Annotated in this window: 16 protein-coding genes; 8 read left to right on the forward strand and 8 right to left on the reverse strand. The window is 44.5% G+C overall.

The window, feature by feature from the left end; translation table 11 throughout:
- Nucleotides 1-6 precede the first annotated feature (6 nt).
- From L3V33_RS00145 to L3V33_RS00155, 3 genes are all read right to left on the reverse strand, one after another.
- Nucleotides 7-888, reverse strand: a complete 882-nt coding sequence (locus L3V33_RS00145) for an ABC transporter permease subunit (RefSeq protein ID WP_114635615.1) — start codon at nt 886-888, stop codon at nt 7-9.
- A gap of 242 nt (nt 889-1,130) precedes the next feature.
- Nucleotides 1,131-2,423, reverse strand: a complete 1,293-nt coding sequence (locus L3V33_RS00150) for an extracellular solute-binding protein (RefSeq protein WP_237288676.1) — start codon at nt 2,421-2,423, stop codon at nt 1,131-1,133.
- 287 nt (nt 2,424-2,710) lie between these two features.
- A complete protein-coding gene (locus tag L3V33_RS00155) occupies nt 2,711-3,313 on the reverse strand; it encodes a 2OG-Fe(II) oxygenase (RefSeq protein WP_017076560.1) in 603 nt (200 codons plus the stop codon).
- Between the two features lie 387 nt (nt 3,314-3,700).
- Here L3V33_RS00155 and L3V33_RS00160 point away from each other — a divergent pair, with 387 nt between their 5' ends.
- The gene (locus L3V33_RS00160) at nt 3,701-4,489 is read left to right on the forward strand and encodes an MBL fold metallo-hydrolase (protein WP_237288677.1); all 789 of its coding nucleotides are present in this window, start codon (nt 3,701-3,703) and stop codon (nt 4,487-4,489) included.
- A gap of 70 nt (nt 4,490-4,559) precedes the next feature.
- On the opposite strand, the gene L3V33_RS00165 is transcribed toward L3V33_RS00160, so the two are convergent.
- Both L3V33_RS00165 and rimK read right to left on the reverse strand, forming a co-directional pair.
- Complete coding sequence (locus L3V33_RS00165; protein ID WP_017076563.1) at nt 4,560-4,988, reverse strand: RimK/LysX family protein; 429 nt, start codon at nt 4,986-4,988, stop codon at nt 4,560-4,562.
- A gap of 32 nt (nt 4,989-5,020) precedes the next feature.
- The gene (rimK, locus tag L3V33_RS00170; protein WP_017076564.1) at nt 5,021-5,926 is read right to left on the reverse strand and encodes a 30S ribosomal protein S6--L-glutamate ligase; all 906 of its coding nucleotides are present in this window, start codon (nt 5,924-5,926) and stop codon (nt 5,021-5,023) included.
- A 602-nt stretch (nt 5,927-6,528) separates the two neighbouring features.
- Here rimK and L3V33_RS00175 point away from each other — a divergent pair.
- Together L3V33_RS00175 and L3V33_RS00180 are read left to right on the forward strand one after the other, a co-directional pair.
- Nucleotides 6,529-8,313 (forward strand): SgrR family transcriptional regulator, encoded by a 1,785-nt coding sequence (locus L3V33_RS00175; RefSeq protein ID WP_135458351.1) that lies wholly within the window; start codon nt 6,529-6,531, stop codon nt 8,311-8,313.
- A gap of 165 nt (nt 8,314-8,478) precedes the next feature.
- Nucleotides 8,479-9,540, forward strand: coding sequence for an MBL fold metallo-hydrolase (locus tag L3V33_RS00180; protein WP_237288678.1), 1,062 nt, complete (start codon nt 8,479-8,481; stop codon nt 9,538-9,540).
- A 196-nt stretch (nt 9,541-9,736) separates the two neighbouring features.
- On the opposite strand, the gene L3V33_RS00185 is transcribed toward L3V33_RS00180, so the two are convergent.
- Nucleotides 9,737-10,162, reverse strand: coding sequence for a MarR family transcriptional regulator (locus L3V33_RS00185; protein ID WP_016769096.1), 426 nt, complete (start codon nt 10,160-10,162; stop codon nt 9,737-9,739).
- Nucleotides 10,163-10,260: 98 nt separating this feature from the next.
- Here L3V33_RS00185 and L3V33_RS00190 point away from each other — a divergent pair, with 98 nt between their 5' ends.
- The 3 genes from L3V33_RS00190 to L3V33_RS00200 all read left to right on the forward strand — a co-directional run bounded on the left by L3V33_RS00190 (nt 10,261) and on the right by L3V33_RS00200 (nt 12,064).
- Nucleotides 10,261-10,752, forward strand: a complete 492-nt coding sequence (locus L3V33_RS00190; protein ID WP_237288679.1) for a DUF2798 domain-containing protein — start codon at nt 10,261-10,263, stop codon at nt 10,750-10,752.
- 34 nt (nt 10,753-10,786) lie between these two features.
- On the forward strand, nt 10,787-11,092 hold the full coding sequence (locus tag L3V33_RS00195; RefSeq protein WP_237288680.1) for a DUF3861 domain-containing protein: 306 nt from the start codon (nt 10,787-10,789) through the stop codon (nt 11,090-11,092).
- A 207-nt stretch (nt 11,093-11,299) separates the two neighbouring features.
- The gene (locus tag L3V33_RS00200; protein WP_237288681.1) at nt 11,300-12,064 is read left to right on the forward strand and encodes a hydratase; all 765 of its coding nucleotides are present in this window, start codon (nt 11,300-11,302) and stop codon (nt 12,062-12,064) included.
- A gap of 157 nt (nt 12,065-12,221) precedes the next feature.
- Here L3V33_RS00200 and L3V33_RS00205 read toward each other — a convergent pair whose 3' ends face one another.
- Nucleotides 12,222-13,649: an NAD-dependent succinate-semialdehyde dehydrogenase gene (locus L3V33_RS00205; protein ID WP_237288682.1), complete on the reverse strand. Its 1,428-nt coding sequence runs from the start codon at nt 13,647-13,649 to the stop codon at nt 12,222-12,224.
- A gap of 180 nt (nt 13,650-13,829) precedes the next feature.
- Nucleotides 13,830-14,618 carry an IclR family transcriptional regulator gene (locus L3V33_RS00210; RefSeq protein ID WP_135383648.1) on the reverse strand — a complete coding sequence of 263 codons (789 nt, stop codon included), beginning with the start codon at nt 14,616-14,618 and terminating at the stop codon, nt 13,830-13,832.
- Between the two features lie 154 nt (nt 14,619-14,772).
- On the opposite strand from L3V33_RS00210, the gene pta reads away from it, so the two are divergent.
- Both pta and L3V33_RS00220 read left to right on the forward strand, forming a co-directional pair.
- Entirely contained in the window at nt 14,773-15,858 is a 1,086-nt protein-coding gene (gene pta, locus L3V33_RS00215; protein WP_237288683.1) for a phosphate acetyltransferase, read from the forward strand.
- A 73-nt stretch (nt 15,859-15,931) separates the two neighbouring features.
- Entirely contained in the window at nt 15,932-16,699 is a 768-nt protein-coding gene (locus L3V33_RS00220) for a TSUP family transporter (RefSeq protein ID WP_237288684.1), read from the forward strand.
- The last annotated feature ends 29 nt before the right edge of the window (nt 16,700-16,728 follow it).

Consider the following 16,728-nt stretch of genomic DNA (forward strand, 5'->3'; position numbering starts at 1 on the left):
CGTGGGCTAGTAATGAACACGCTTTTCTACAACGCGAAACTGGATAAATGTAAGAGTGAGGACCAGTAGTAACAACACAACAGACTGTGCAGAGCTGCCGCCTAAATCTGCGCCAACAAAGCCATCTCGATACACCTTGTAGACTAACGACGTTGTGCCTCCGCCCGGACCGCCATTGGTCATGGTGTCTATCACGCCAAAGGTTTCAAAGAAGGAGTAGGTGAGGTTGATGACCAACAGAAAGAAGCCAGTAGGGGCCAGTAGTGGGAAAGTGATGGTCCAGAAACGTTTCGAGTCACTGATACAATCCAACATCGCTGCTTCTTTTACGGCGTAAGAGATCGATTGAAGCCCAGCCAGAAAGTAGATGAAATTCACCGAAACTTGTTTCCACACGGACACCAAAATCAGAGCAAACGTGGCATCAACAGGATCGGTCTGAAAGCTAAAGTCCCAACCTATAACCGCAAATATTTCGGTAAACACGCCAATGTGTGGGTTAAACAAGAAAGCACCGATAACGCCTGCTATCGCGGGCGCAACCGCATAAACCCAAGTGAGGGTGACTTTGTATACACCTTGTCCGTGAATGATGTTGTCGGCTTTCACGGCAAGCAGCAGAGCCAAGGCAAGTGATAAGAAAGAGACCACAATCGCGAACATCAAAGTAAATCCAATCGAGTTCAGGTACTCGCTCGATTCGAATAGCATTTGGTAATTCTCAAACCAGACGAATATAGATGAGGTGCCCCAAGGGTCTTCCAGCATAAATGAAAGGTAAACCGCCTTTGCTGCTGGGTAGATAAAGAAAACGGCAATGATGAGGATCTGAGGCGCCAAAAATAGGTAAGGCAGCGGAGAGTGAAAGAATTGCTGACGTCGTTCCACAGGGTAATCCCTAAAAATAGTTACAGTGGCCACTATTTGCGACCGTTACCACTAGCGCGATATCAAGGCATGCATCCCGTTGAGTTATCGTTGTTGGAGCAATAAATGGCGCTAGGGAAGAGTCTCCTCACGCCTTGCCATTACGTTTTTTAACGACGCAGTGACAAGTAGTGAGGAGCAATGAACGGCTTTTGGTGTGTTAAGCCTTCGGTTCAGTTATCTGCTCTAGATAAAAAGCAGAATTAGTTCATCGTTCGAGCGAAGCGTTTCAGTAGTTTGCTGCTCTCATCTTCGACCTTGTTTAGGCTGTTCTCGACACTAGATCGGCCTGCGAAGATGTTATCGAACTCACGGTGCATCACTTCACGGATCTGCGGGTAATAACCTAAGCGGTAGCCCTTAGTCCAATCGCCCGATTTCAGGCTTAGCTGCTTTACGCCCACTTCTGCGTCTGGCTGTTCTTTGTAGTAACCAGACTCTTTCGCTAGTTCATATGCAGCAGTCGTTACAGGCACATAGCCAGTGGTTTTGTGCCAGTAAACCTGAGTTTCAGGCTTAGTCAGGTAATCAAAGAACGCGGCCACACCTTTGTCTTGTTGTTGGTCATGGCCATTTAATGCAAACAGAGCGGCACCACCAATGAAGGTTAAGCCAGCATCAGGGTTAACCGATTTCCAGTAAGGAAGGTAAGTTGTGCCTAGCTCGAAAGGTACGCGGTTACGTAAGCCACCGAATGAACCTGAAGAACCCATCCACATTGCCACTTCTTGACGCTCGAAAGGCGTTTGGTTTGCATCCCAGTCGCTGCCGTAATACTTGTAGTAACCTAGATCTGACCACTCTTTCATCTTGCTGACGTGCATCATCATATCTTTGGTGTTGAACATGATTTTAGTGGACAGGCCGTCGTAGCCGTTGTTCTGGTCAGAGACTGGTAGGTTATGGCGAGACTTGAAGTTCTCGAACATGATCCATGGCGTTAAAGATTGAGAAAACGCGATGTGTCCTTCGGCCTTCAGTTTCTTAGCAACCACTTCGAGTTCTTCATAAGTTTTAGGTGCTTCGGCTCCCACTTCAGCAAGAAGATCTTTGTTGTAGTAAAGAACCGGTGTCGAACTGTTGAAAGGCATACCAACCATCTTGCCTTGGCTGTCGGCATAGAAGTTACGAACGCCCGCCAGGTAGTCGTTCGAATTAAAGTTGTAGCCCGACTCAACCAGGATATCTTGTACCGGTTTCGCGACACCTTTAGCGTTCATGATGGTTGCAGCACCGGCATCGAATACTTGCAGAATATTGGGTGCTTCGCCTGCTCGATATGCTGCGATACCCGCTGTTAAGGTCTCTGTGTATGAGCCTTTATAGATTGGCGTGATCTTGTAATCATCTTGTGACGCATTAAAGTCAGTCGCAATCTTATTGACTGTTTCTCCAAGCTGGCCGCCCATTGCGTGCCACCAAGTGACTTGAGTCGTTGCGAGCGCGGGCATTGCTGCTGTTGCCGAAAGAACGCCTGCCAAAATTAGCTTATTCATCTTCTTTTCCTTTTGGATGAAATCGATGTAGAGGTATTGAATTAGAGTATTAACGAGACGGTAGGGGTGTCGTTTGAAGCTATCTTGAACAGGCCATATTTCACTTACGTGGCTAAACTGTTTCAGTGATATGAAAGATTCGTTTCGATTTTATTTAAGAGAAAAGTTATTGATGGTTTTGATGTTGAACATGTTCGGTTTTTAAGACGTTTTATTGGACAACTGTTGTTCAATAAAAAAGCCTCTCGATGGAGAGGCTTAGAAGAAGGTTCGATGTGGATACAGTTTTAGTGCGCGATATCCAATTGGTTGTCTTTCACGCCGTTAATTCGGAACCAACCAGCGATACTGAATCGCTCTGTGTTGGTTGGCAGTACCTCGTGTGGGAACTGTTCAGACAAGAATACCAACAGTCGACCACCCTTTGGTGGAATGGTCGCGATGTGGTTGTCTTTCAGATCGTAAACCACGAGCTCCCCTGCGTCTTCCTCAGACCATTCGTCATTCATATAGAACACGGTGGTTAGGCGGCGGTTTTCATTGCCTTTAAAGCAGTCTAAGTGCTTCTGATAAAAGTCACCTTTTTCGTATTTAGCAAAGTGCGCTTCGTACTCGAACAGACCTAAAAAGAACGCTTGGTTTGCCTCTAAACGAATTTGTTCCATTTTGTCTAGGAACAGAGATGCTGGTTCGCCCATATCACGGCGTACCCACTGAATTTTGTCACTACGAATCGTTGCTTCTCGTGCTACGTCATCATTACGGCCGATCCTAGCCTTTTTCCAGTTCTCTGGAATGCAATCCCTCAATGCCACCACTTCTTCTTGAGTTAAGAAGTCATCCCAAACGAAATAACCTTGGGTAGAAAGAGCATCGATTAATTGGTTCATGTATAGCACTCAGACAATAAAATAGAGGCGCATATATAGTCCGAATAACTCAAGTCACCAAATCACATGTTTTGTCGTCACGATAAATGATGCTGAGCGCTTAAAGCGTAAGGCTTGTTGAGCAAGGTTTTCGATAATGTGAGCATTCAATAATGATGAAAAATATCGGATTAAATTGATGAGTATCTTCGGAATGTGTCTTCATTATTCAGAGTTAAATTGGATTTGAGTAACATTGGGTTTGAGTAATTTAGTGGATACCAATGGAAATCTTGATACGAGCTATCTATCCGGTTTTAGATTGTTGCTTTTAACAAAATGATCACAATTGATGGTGAGTTTGCTATTGTATAGGTCTGACCAGTTGTTCTGTCACAAGGAGTGGATTTGCAACTTCATACCATCAAAGGCTATATCCAAGACATGTATCTCGTAGAGTACCCTGACAGGTTGTTGTTACTTGATGGTGCGTGCCGAGCGGATATTCCCCATCTTAAAGTTTTCATTGAAGATGATCTTGGCCGTGAATTTAGCGACCTACACACAGTGGTTGTGACGCACATGCGCCCTGACCACGCAGGGGCAGCGCACAAGCTCAGACAATTGACTCATTGTAATTTGGTCGCAGCGAATCGAGATAAGGATTGGTATCACGGTGTTGATGGGGTATTGATGCACCTTGCGGACCTAGCGTTGGCTCGATGGATGGCAAATCGATTGGGAAAACCTAAAGCAAACCTGTGGTATTCAAGAAAGTTGAAGCCGGACTACAAGCTGTCGGATGGTGACAGCATTCCGGGGTTTGATGACTGGTTAGTTCTGGAAACGCCAGGCCATACCGACAGAGACCTTTCCGTCTATTGCCCATCGCATAGTGTCGCGTATGTGGCTGACCTGATGGTGGACGTCAAAAAGAAGTTGATTCCACCTTTCCCCATTTTTCATCCTAATAAATATCGAAAATCAGTATCTCGTATTTATGACCTACAGGTCGATACCTTGCTGGTGGCACATGGTGGGCAAGTGGATTTCAATGAAAAAGCCTTTGAACACTTACTGATGAGTGCTCCAACAAGACCTGTTACTCATTGGCGTGTGACCAAAATCAAACTTAAGGGCTTGATTAAATCGGTTTGGCGGTCTGGTTTTAAAGATAAAAACAGTCGGCACAAATGATAAAGGCCAGTCTTTAAGACTGGCCTTTATGTTTGCGTTGTTGAACCACTAAAGCCGTGGAGCGGCTAAGTTAGTGAGTAAGTAGAAACTCACCCGCTGGATCAACAATCACTTTGTCACTCATACCCTGACGACCAAGCAACATCATATAAGTCATATCTTGACGGTTACTGAGTGTGAGGTCGATAAGCCATTGCTTACCGCCAATACGCAATAATGTTTCAATCACACAGCGAGTTTCTACTTCACCGTTGGAAGACTTGATATTCTTGCTCGCTTTCAATTTAGCCGTGCAACGAATCGTCTCTTCTAGGTGATAAACATCTGGGTGCAAATCGAATTCTACGAAACGCTCGCCATCTTCTTTAAAACATAAAAGGTTGTCTACGTGTAGAGAAGACGTTTTAGCCCCCGTATCAACACGTGTATGTAGTCCAGTTATCCCTAACTCTGGTAAGCAAAGTGCTTCAGTATTCCCTATGATCATTTTATTGTTCATGTCATTTCCAATCATGAGTAAATGGCTGTTAATTAGCCTTTTCCACGAGTACGGTTAGCGTTTGGTTTTGCATTTTTTTCGATACATTCGAAAATCATGTTTGCTACATCTTTGCCTGTCGCTTTCTCAATACCTTCTAAGCCAGGAGAAGAGTTAACTTCCATTACAACTGGGCCATTCTTAGATTGTAGAATATCAACGCCACATAGGTTTAAACCCATGATTTTCGCAGCATTGATTGCTGTAGCGCGCTCTTCTTTGGTTAGTTTAACCAGTTGAGCTGTGCCTCCACGGTGCAAGTTAGAGCGAAATTCACCCTCACCAGCTTGGCGTTTCATTGCGGCAATCACTTTATTGCCAACAACAAAACAGCGAATGTCGGCGCCGTTTGCTTCTTCAATGAACTCTTGAACCAAGATGTTCGCTTTTAAGCCCATGAATGCTTCGATAACGCTTTCAGCTGCTTTGTTTGTTTCTGCTAGAACAACGCCGATACCTTGAGTACCTTCAAGAAGCTTAATGACCAGTGGCGCGCCACCTACGTTTTTGATCAAGTCTTGAATTTTGTCTGGGCGGCTAGCGAAACCTGTTTTTGGCAAGCCAATACCTTTACGAGACAACAATTGCAGTGAGCGCAGTTTGTCGCGAGAACGACTGATTGCTACTGACTCATTGATACAAAAAGTGCCCATCATTTCGAATTGGCGAACAACCGCAGTGCCGTAAAAGGTAATGGAAGCGCCAATACGTGGGATTACAGCATCGTATTGAGGTAGCTCTTCACCCATGTAGCGAATCTTCGGATTGTTACTCGCGATATCTATATCACAGTGCAGCGTGTCGATAACATCGACATGGTGACCACGAGCTTCACCTGCTGCTTTTAAGCGAGAAGTAGAGTATAGATTTTCGTTGCGAGAAAGAATTGCGATACGCATGGCGTTTCCTTAGTTAATACCTGATTGGTAACTGCAAATAAATGAGTTGTTAGCTGAGCTTTCAGTTTTTCTGAGGCTCTTTGCTTGCTTCGGGGCGAACCTTAAGGCTTTTCGTTTAACTAAGAAAACGAATTAAATTTGTCGAGTCGATAACGGAAATTTATCAAGTGTGTGAGCTATTGGTACAACAAGGTTGAGAGGGGATTTGAAATGGAAAAGCGAGTTGAGACCTAACTCATATTGGGGGTAGGAGCCTATTAGGTTGCACTCAACTCGCGTTAACTCGGTGCCAAAAAGTGTACTAATAACGCCAGTTACATAGCTCTATAAGTGTTCGTAGTGCTTCTCTTTCGAGCTTGCTACAGGTGCTTTTTAGCTTATTAAGATAGTATTTTCTCATGATGATTACTTCTCTTGTATTAGGCTTTGGTAGGAACTTTGAGTTCCTTGCTGACCTATTAATTATGGTTGTTTAATAGGAAGTAATAAACAGATGGGTTTTTATTAAAGCGTTCCTATTTTTGTCTTTTATCGTCACTTTAAGACAAATGTGTTTTATAATTGGCTTTATGAGGAAAGGTTATTTCTAAAAGGTTCATTATTTGTCTGATCTAAACATGATGCGTTACTACACAAGGCTGGATTCGTTCGAGCCTAACATCTCACACTCGGTTACCTTGACTGAGGTTGCAGACAAGCTGTTTACTAGTTTGCGCCATGCACGAACCTTGTTAGGCAAGATGCATCAGGCTGAGTGGGTAGTGTGGGAGCCTAAAGTGGGACGGAATCAACGTTCTAACCTGACATTACGTTTTAGTAATCAAGAAATGACTCAACATGTTGCCAGTAAATTGATAGAGCAGGGCAAATACGAAAAAGCACTTTCTATTTTGGAAGATGACCGGGCTGTATTTGGCGCTCTTCTCCAAGAAACTTCCGGTGCGACGATTCGAGAAGGGTTACTGCACGTTCAATTAACTTACAAACGTAAGTTTGAGGACTTGTTCCCGCATCATATTCACCGCAGTAGTGAACGGTTTTTGATCAGGCAAGTGTTCAGTTGCCTAGTCACTTGTAATGGCAAGGGGAAGTTGAAGCCTGAACTTGCACATCATTGGGAATATGATTCTGAGAAGTTGGTTTGGACTTTCTATTTGCGCCCCGGTCTCACTTTTCACGATGGTCAACCCGTCGACGCCAAACAGCTAGTATCGTTGTTTACCGCTTTACAACCGCTACCTTTCTATCAGACAGAGCTAGCTCATGTTGCTTCGGTTTACAGTGAGCAGCCGTTAAGGATCAGCTTCCAACTGACCAAGGCCGATACTGGTTTTGCTGGCTTGCTTGCTGGCGTTAAGTATTCAATTCAACCTGCTGCCCAAGTGACCCGTGAGCCATCGCCATTAAATTCGGTATCTCATGCTGTTATTGGAACAGGGCCCTTCAAAGTGGTTGAGACCAATAATGAACGTATCAAACTCGCGGCATTTGAACATTATTATGGCTGTCGTTCTTTAACGGATGAGGTCACCATTTGGCAATTTGAAGAATCAATGTCGGGCAGTGCTCGTTTTGATGACAGCCAAATGCAAGTGTCACCTTATGAAGACTCGTCTTGTTTTCATCAACTCGGAAAAAGCGATGCGGAGCTGGTGTCTGCAGAGACTGATGGCCTTCGTAGCCGGATCGAAGATGGCTGTTTGTTTATCCTGTTCAATCAGAACTCAACGGCAAACTCGTTGAGCGATGAGCAGCGTAAATACCTCTCCGGGCTCGCCAGTCCGCAAGCTATTTTGTCTCAATTGGAACAAAATCAAGGGTTGTTCAGCGTGTCTTTGGCTCAGAATATATTGCCAAGCTGGCAAAAGTTGTATCGAACGCCGTCGAAAGAAGTTCAATTACCTAAAAAGATGACCATAGCCGTTTACAATTACTACGCCCTATATAGATGTGCTATTTGTGTATCTGACATATTGAAACGATATGGTGTCGAAGTTGAGGTAAATACCTACAGTTTTCGAGAACTGGCTCAGCTATCTCAGAGTGGTGACCTTAAAGAAGACTTGGTGTTGTGTAACCTCAATCTCGATGACAATGCACCTTCTTCACTGTTCTCGTGGTTGATGAATGATCCTGTTTTGCACTCTGCACTAGGAGAGATGAACAGCGATTGGCTGAAGCAGCGCTTAGATCATCATAAGGCATCGGTTGAACTGCCGAATTACTTGGCAGAGTTGGAGCCCGTTGCATCGACGCTGATCTCGGATTATTGGTTAGTGCCTATGTTCCATCACCTACAAACCGTGCGTTTCCAAGGTATTCTGAAGAATGTAGCCATCACGAACTGGGGTTGGCCAGATTTCAAGAATGTATGGTCTGCGGATTAATATTTCTAACTAAATAGATTCACTATTCTTTTCTAGCCGATCTCGGCAGGCCCACATATAGCCAAAATATAAGTTACACTAACCGGTTTACTTTTTCGTTTTGCTATGTAAACTAATCAGTGTAGTTTTTGCGTTGGGATAGACCCAATGATTAAAGAGATACCAATGAAAAAATATCTATTACCGATTTTAGGAGTACTTGCCGTGGTCGCTATCGTAAGCACAGGTTCACAATCAGACGACAATCTAGATAAGCTTCCGAAGAAGTTTGTTAACAGTGAGTTGGAATACAAATCGGGTATGTCTGATATTTTTTCAATCTTGAAAGCTTACGTGACTGTGGAAAGGAATGAGCCGGTACCGCGTTCTGCATTGCCTCTGAAACCGATGACAGCCGAGCAACTGATCGAAGAACAAGACGATGTTGCTTACCGCTTGGGTCACTCTAGCGTGATGATGAAGCTGGATGGCAAGCTAGTGATGACTGATCCTGTGTTCAGTGATCGCGCATCGCCAGTGCAATGGATGGGGCCAAAGCGCTTCCATCCAACACCAATCTCATTACAAGAACTGCCTGATATTGATGTGGTAGTGATCAGCCACGATCACTACGACCATTTAGACAAAGGTGCCGTAAAGGTATTAGCAGACAAAGTAGGGACATTTTTGGTGCCACTCAGAGTCGGTGCTCTACTAGAAAAGTGGGGCGTGGATAAAGCAAAGATCATTGAGTTGAACTGGTGGGAGTCGGCAACCGTTGCTGATATCGAGTTCACTTTGACGCCGACACAACATTTTTCTGGGCGTGGCTTACTTGATCGTGACCAAACACTGTGGGGGGGCTGGGTCATTAACGCTTCAGATAAGAAAGTCTTCTTTAGCGGTGACTCTGGTTACTTCAACGGCTTTAAAGAGATTGGTGAGCGTTTCGGACCGTTTGATTTAACCATGGTTGAAACGGGCGCGTATAACTCACTTTGGGCGGATATTCATATGTTCCCAGAGCAAAGCGTTCAAGCGCACATTGACCTTCAGGGTAAGGTGATGATGCCAATCCACAACAGCACGTTTGACCTTTCTATGCACGATTGGCAAGACCCAATGGAGCAAGCACTGACGATAAGCAAAGAGCGAGACGTGCAAATGGTGAGCCCTGTGATGGGTGAACGCCTAGTGATCGCAGAGCCAGTACCTGTTCAAGCGTGGTGGAAACTAGCATCGAATTAGAGCTGTTACCTAATTAGAATTGGCATCTAATTAAGACTGCCATCTAAGTTAGAAGTAGCCATACCGCTAATCTATATCAAATCAGCTCATACAAAAAACGCCACCGATCGTACGATTCGGTGGCGTTTTTTTCATCTTTCTAAAGATCGGCTTTGTTTCAAAGAGCCGATCTATTTCTAATCACTCATTCTCTAGATCAGTTTTCTAGATTGTGAGCCATCTTGCTCGCGATTTTTCGAAACTGTTCTAACTCATCGTCGGCCATGCCTTTGGTCATTCTCTTCAGCATTTCACGATCAATATTCGCGACCTTATTCATGATCTCTTGACCCTTATCGGTCAGAACCAATAACTGGCTGCGCTTGTCTTCGGGATTAGGCGATTTCTTCACAAGTTCCTGGCTGATCAACGCGTTAACGAGCCTAGTGACTTGCGCCTTATCGCGGTTTAGGAAGTGTGCAATATCAATAGAAGTACATGGAGACTTCTTGGTAATGATCTTCATTACACGAATATTCATTGGCGCGATGTCAGAGTCCAAACTCTCAATCTGTTCACTCATTTGACGTTTCAAAGAGTGTACCAAACGAAAGATGGATTCTAGCGATGTGTTATCAGACATAAACGATCCTTAGGAATATAGTTGACAATGTCAACCACTTTATTTATAGTTGACATTATCAACTTAATTGTTCGTAAATTCAAGACAGGAATATAGATATGACGATTCAAGCAACATTAACGCCAACTCTTCCTGAGCAAAAAGCCACGCCTGTATTACACAAAGCTTTGGTACTGATGAGTTTAATGCTGACGATTGGCGGCAGTTTAACAGCGGTTATGACTTACATGAATGTCGGGTTTGGTGAGGCATTCATCAGCAATTGGCTATCATCGTTAGCGCTTGCTGTCGTGATTATGATGCCAATCGGCATGGTGATGATGACTTTGGTGACTAAAGTCATTGCTAAGGCGTTGCCCAATTACGGCGAGAAAGCTCGCAACTTAATCGTGGGATTGATTATGGCTTTCATCATGGAGTCCATCATGGCATTTGTAACAGCGGCAAATAATATTGGATTTTCGGATCCATCGGCGTTTACCAGTGGATGGTTTAATGGATTTATTGCTGCGCTTCCTATTGGCCTTACGATCATGGTCGTGATGTCGATGACGGTTAAACCTAAGCTCGAACGATTCATGAAGAGCTAGCCAAAATACTTTTTAAGCATTGTAGGAGATCCACATGACAGCATTCACAGGCAAACACAATTACTACCGTATCACTATCGAAGAAGTGAACATCAAAGAAGATCGTGAACTGCAAACCATGCAGTTTGAAATTGAAGACAGAGAAAACATGTTCGCGATTGTTGAGAAGATCAAACAAGACAGCGGCTTAGACGAGCAATCAGCAACGCGACTAGGGGTGAGCATTCGATTACTCGGCCCAATGATGATGCAAGATAGAAAGCACCCTCTGTTTGTTGATTTCATGCCTCATTTCAGAAACTTCATGCAGAATCTAAAGAAGACGTTAAAAGGGCAGTAAAGCCTAGTCATCAGTAGTACGCTTAGAAAGCCAGTAATCAATTTACTGGCTTTTTCCTTATTGAAATCAACATAGTTTTATGTAGTTACGTTTAGAATATGCGAAAATTGATGGTTGAATTTTCGGTGTTGGTTCGTTGTTTAATTGTCTATTCAAGCTTCAAGAAATCCGATATTATACTGGTCATAAAACTAAAGGTGGTATTATATGACAAATGTATTTAAGCAAGCAGCTGAAGAACTGCTGAGTCGCCGCGTCGCGGGAACTAAAGCACCGAGATTGGACGAACAGTATCGTCCGAATAACTTGGAAGATGCGTTGAAAATTCAAGCATCAATGATTGACCTTCAGAGCGATAAAGTAGGTGGGTGGAAGTGTTTACTGCCTCTTGCTGAAGAGAAGTTTATTGTTGCGCCTATCTTTTCGGGCAGTATTCAACAAGGTGAGGTTTGTGAACTGTTTGCAGACAACAACGTTGTTCGTGTAGAACCTGAAATTGCTTTTACGCTTGCAAAGAGCCTGCCTGCAAACCCAGAAGGTTACAGTGAAGAGCAAATCAATGAAGCGATTGGTTCTTGCCATATGGCTCTTGAATTAATGCAATCTCGCTTTGCTGATGACTGCGGTGCCGAGTTCTATGAAAGACTTGCTGACGGCCTAGTAAACCAAGGCTTGTTCATCGGCCCTGAGATTGATCGCGAAAAAGCGTTCATTTCGGCTGAGATCAATATCGAAGTAACTCAAGGCGAGCAAGTTCAAGTATTTGACGGTAAGCACCCGAATACACTGCCACCAAGTCCAATCTACTGGCTGATTAACTACATGACGCGTCGTGGTGTTGATTTCCAAGCGGGTGAAGCAATCATCACGGGTTCTTACTGCGGTATCGTGGAGGTGGGCTTCTATAAACCAACGACCTTCCACTACCAAGGCATTGGTGAATACCAAGTAACGTTCAAGCAAAAGTTGTAAAGCTTGTTACCCACATGATCTGTTATCTAAAGGCTGCTTACTTGGTTAGTAAGTAGCCTTTTCTATTTTCTGGAGCAATAAGAGTCAAATACGACTCTTATTTTAGTGCTCGTTACCATTAAAACGAGTGAATGCGAAATTTAACTACTTCTAAAACCTAGTTACTACCAAAACACAGATATTTAATGTCCATGTACTCATCGATGCCTTCTTTGGCACCTTCACGGCCAATACCTGATTGCTTAACACCACCGAAAGGGGCGACTTCAGTAGAGATCAATCCATCATTGATGCCCACCATTCCGTACTCAAGCGCTTCTGCGATTTTCCATACACGGTGGATATTCTGGCTATAGAAGTACGACGCTAATCCATAAATGGTGTCATTTGCCATCTCAATAAGCTCTTCGTCTGTCTCGAATTGCATCACGGGTGCGACTGGGCCAAAAATCTCTTGTTGAACGATGTCCATGCTGTGTTTTATATCTTTAAGAACAACGGGCTGAAGGAAGAGTCCATCAAGTTGTTGAAGTGGCGTCACAGGTTTAGCACCTTGTTCAATAGCTCGGTTTATCAATCCTTGGATGTTTTTCTTAGCACCTTCATTGATAACAGGGCCAACCGTTACGCCTTCGTCCAAACCGTTTCCAATTTTAAGCAGCTGTACTGCTTGGTCGAACTTAGCCACAAACTCATCGTGTACTTTACTGTGTACGTAGAATCGGTTTGCACAAACACAGGTTTGCCCTGCATTACGGAATTTTGAAGCCATTGCGCCTTGAACGGCAGCGTCGATATCCGCATCGTCAAACACGATAAACGGTGCGTTGCCGCCCAGTTCCATTGAAGTGCGCTTAATGCCTTTCGCAGCTTGAGCCATCAAGATACTGCCGACTCGAGTCGAACCAGTAAAAGAGATCTTTTTGATCCGTGGGTGTGATGTGAAAAGTTCACCGATCTGTTCAGGGCTGTCGCCAAGCACCACTTGTAATAGATCTTTCGGAATACCCGCTTGGTAAGCCAGTTCAACCACAGCAAATGCAGAAAGCGGTGTTTCATCTGAAGGTTTTACGACAAAGCTACAACCAGCAGCTAGGGCAGGAGCTGCTTTACGAGTGATCATTGCAATAGGGAAGTTCCATGGCGTAATTGCACACGCGACTCCAATAGGCTGCTTGATGGTCACCAAGCGTTTGCCTGCGACTGTGCTAGGAATAGAATCACCATAAGTACGCTTGGCTTCTTCTGCGAACCACTCAATAAAGCTCGCGCCATACACGACTTCGCCTGTCGCTTCTGCTAACGGTTTACCCTGCTCAATCGTCATGATTCGAGCAAGATCTTCTTTGTTTTCAAGGATCAGTTGGTGCCAACGGTGCAGTGATTCAGCACGAGATTTAGCTGGAACCTTGGCCCACTCTTTCTGTGCAACATGAGCACGTTCAATCGTGTTTGCTAACTCTGCTTGTGATGAAATAGGTGCGTGTCCGACGAGTTCACCTGTCGCTGGATTTGTGACTGCAACTGCGTTGTTCGCTTCTGTCACCATAAAAGAGAGTAAGTGCTGGTTCTTAATGTTTAGCATCGTGATTCCTTTGTTGTGATTACTTTAGACGTGTTGCTTATATGCGGGTTGGCGAGTGTTCAAATGACTTCGACCAACCGTTGATTGGTCGAAGATTGTGGTCGTTAGTTCGTTAGTTCGTTAGTGCTTAAGTTGTTACTTTCGAAGCGATAGCCACTCGAAGCGGTCTAAGAAAATGACCTATTGTTGACTCCAATTATCAGACTCTATTTTCGCTAGCGCTTTTGCGGCTTTCTGAAGAGCGGGTAGGTACTTTATCGCTTCATCAGGTTTGACTCGAATTACAGGCGCTTGTATTGCTAGGCCGAGGTTTGATTGACCCGTAGATGACGGGATCAGCACGGCGATACAGACTAAGCCCGGCAAAAATTCTTCGTCATCAATCGCAAAGCCTTGGATTTTCGCTTCTTCGATGTCTTTCTCTAACATCGAATAGTCTGTAATGGTGTTCACGGTGTATTGAGTCAGTGGCACATTTTCAATTAATCGTCTGCGCTGTGACTTAGACATGTGCGCCAAAAACAGTTTTCCGCTTGCTGAGCAATGCACTGGGACGCGAGAACCTGGGTGTAGATGAAAACGAAGGGGTGCTTCAGTTTCTGCGCGATCAAGATAGATGATCTCGCCACTTGATAGCGCCGTTAGGTTACAGCTTTCACCAACTTCTGCTCTCAGGTTTTCAAGAATAGTGCGTCGGGCACTGTGCATGGTGCTATTCAACAATAGGTTTTCGGCAAGCTTTCTGAGTCGAATACCTGAGCTGTAGTGCTTCTCATCGCCGTCTCTTTGAATGATGCCTGCCGCTTCTAACTGCTGAAGCATTCGGTGCAGGGTCGGTTTTGGCAGTCCAGTTTCTTCGACTAATCCCTGAAGAGAAATAAACTCGTCTTTTTGCGCTATCACCTCTAATAGTGCAAAAAGTCGGAGAGTCGGTGTATCCCCTTGAACTTGTGGTGTTTCTGTTTGCATATAATGATCCATCCTTGCGATATGTCTATGCCTAAGAGTGTACATATCAAATCATTATTCTTCAATTATCTGAATAAAATTTGACCTTTTTTATTATTTCAATAATATAAATATAAATTATGGAACAATTAATCTCAATAAATGGAATTTTAAAATGAAGGCGATTGAACGGATTATTGATAGAGCTCACTTAGATCGTAAGCGAGTGGTTTTGAGCGAAGCTGAAGATCCTCGGGTGTTGGCCGCTGCACAAATGGCGATAGATAAGCAGCTTGCTTACATCACATTAGTCGGTGATGAACCGGCGATCATCGCTGCTGCAGAATTGCATCACATTGATCTCGCCGGTATTCATATTATTTCACCACAGGCATCTTCACTTAAAGAGGTATTAGCAGAACGGCTTTATACCTTAAGAAAAGCGAAAGGTATGACTCACGACGACGCGTTAGAGTTGGTTCAAGACCCACTGATCTTTGCCAATTTGATGGTAAGAGAAGGGCTGGTGGATGGGACAGTAAATGGCGCAGTTTACACAACGTCAGATGTTGTGCGGGCCGCGCTACAAATCATCGGGCCAGCACCAGGCAGCGAATTGGTGTCCAGTTTCTTTTTGATGATGCTGTGTGAGCCTTTCCATAATCTAAAGGGTGGGTTGATTTTCAGTGACTGTGGTTTGGTGATTAACCCCAATGAAACCGAGCTAGCATCGATTGCCGTAGCCGCATCAAACAGCGCTCAAACGCTACTGATGGAAGAACCTAAAGTCGCAATGCTGTCGTTTTCGACCAACGGCAGTGCCAAGCACGAATCGGTCGATAAGGTTCGTAACGCGGCTCAGTTAGTTAAACAACGTTGCCCCGGAATAGCTGTCGATCAGGATGTTCAACTCGATGCCGCGATTGTGACTGAGATTGCCGCGAAAAAGTTGCCAGATTCAGAGGTGAAAGGTCAATCGAACGTGTTGATATTCCCCAATTTAGAAGCAGGCAATATTGGTTATAAGCTTGCGGAAAGGTTAGGTGGGGCAGTTGCGATTGGACCGTTATTACAAGGCCTGAATCAACCTGCCAATGACTTATCAAGAGGGTGTAGCGCGCAAGATATCTTTAATGTGATCGCGGTGACCGCGGTACAAGCGCAGCAAGGGAAAGTGTCTGATTCTAAAGCTGATATTGATATTGATATTGAAGCTGATGTTGAAGAAAGAGAAGGGTCGACGTTTGATTTTAGGTATTAACATTTAGCGCCCGAAGCTAATACTGAATCTTGCACCCAAAATAAAACCCTAAACAACCTAATTAGGATTGCTGATGGAGTTACCTGTTTTACTTGCTATTCTTGCCACCATCGCGGTGGGTACCTATTTCCAAACCGTCACGGGGTTTGGTCTTGGGATCATTGTAATTGGTTTAACGGTCAGTCTTAATCTGGTTTCCTTACCCGTTATTGCTGCTGTGGTCAGTATTGTGACTTTGTTTAATTGCTTTGTCGCTTTGATGGGTAAGCCACTGCTTGGGGAGCTCAAAATCCTGGTGGTGTTAGTCATCGGTATTATTCCCGGTGTATCGATGGGTGTGTTTTTGCTGGACGAGTTGAGTGACTCTGCGACCAATATCTTGCGAGGGCTATTGGGTGCGATGGTGCTATTCGCAGGTTTGAGTTTTATGTTCAAACCTAAAACCAGAAAGGATCGTTCGGCAACGGTATCATTCCTTATATCAGGATTTAGCTCTGGTTTAGCGGGCGGGTTATTTGGGATGGCGGGCCCTCCGATTGTTTATCATCTCTATCGACAACCTTTTACACTCGATCTGGTGCGAAGCACACTGCTGATGGTGTTCGCTTGTACGTCGATGTCGCGTACTGTCAATGTCTACGTTGCAGGCGACATGGAACCGAGCATACTGTGGCTATCCGCTATTGCTGTCCCCTTGGTGGCGCTTGTCACGATGTTTGCTCGGCGCTTTCCACCGCCGCTGTCTAATGATCAACTCAGAAAGTTAGTGTTTATTGTGTTGATGTTGATTGGTGGGTACTTGATGGCGGTCTCTGCATGGTCGTTGCTCGCTGCCTCTTAAGAACATTCAGATAAAAGGCTAGCGGCCTG

Origin of the sequence: Vibrio sp. A2-1, assembly GCF_021728355.1 — a bacterium.
Taxonomy (GTDB): domain Bacteria; phylum Pseudomonadota; class Gammaproteobacteria; order Enterobacterales; family Vibrionaceae; genus Vibrio; species Vibrio splendidus_K.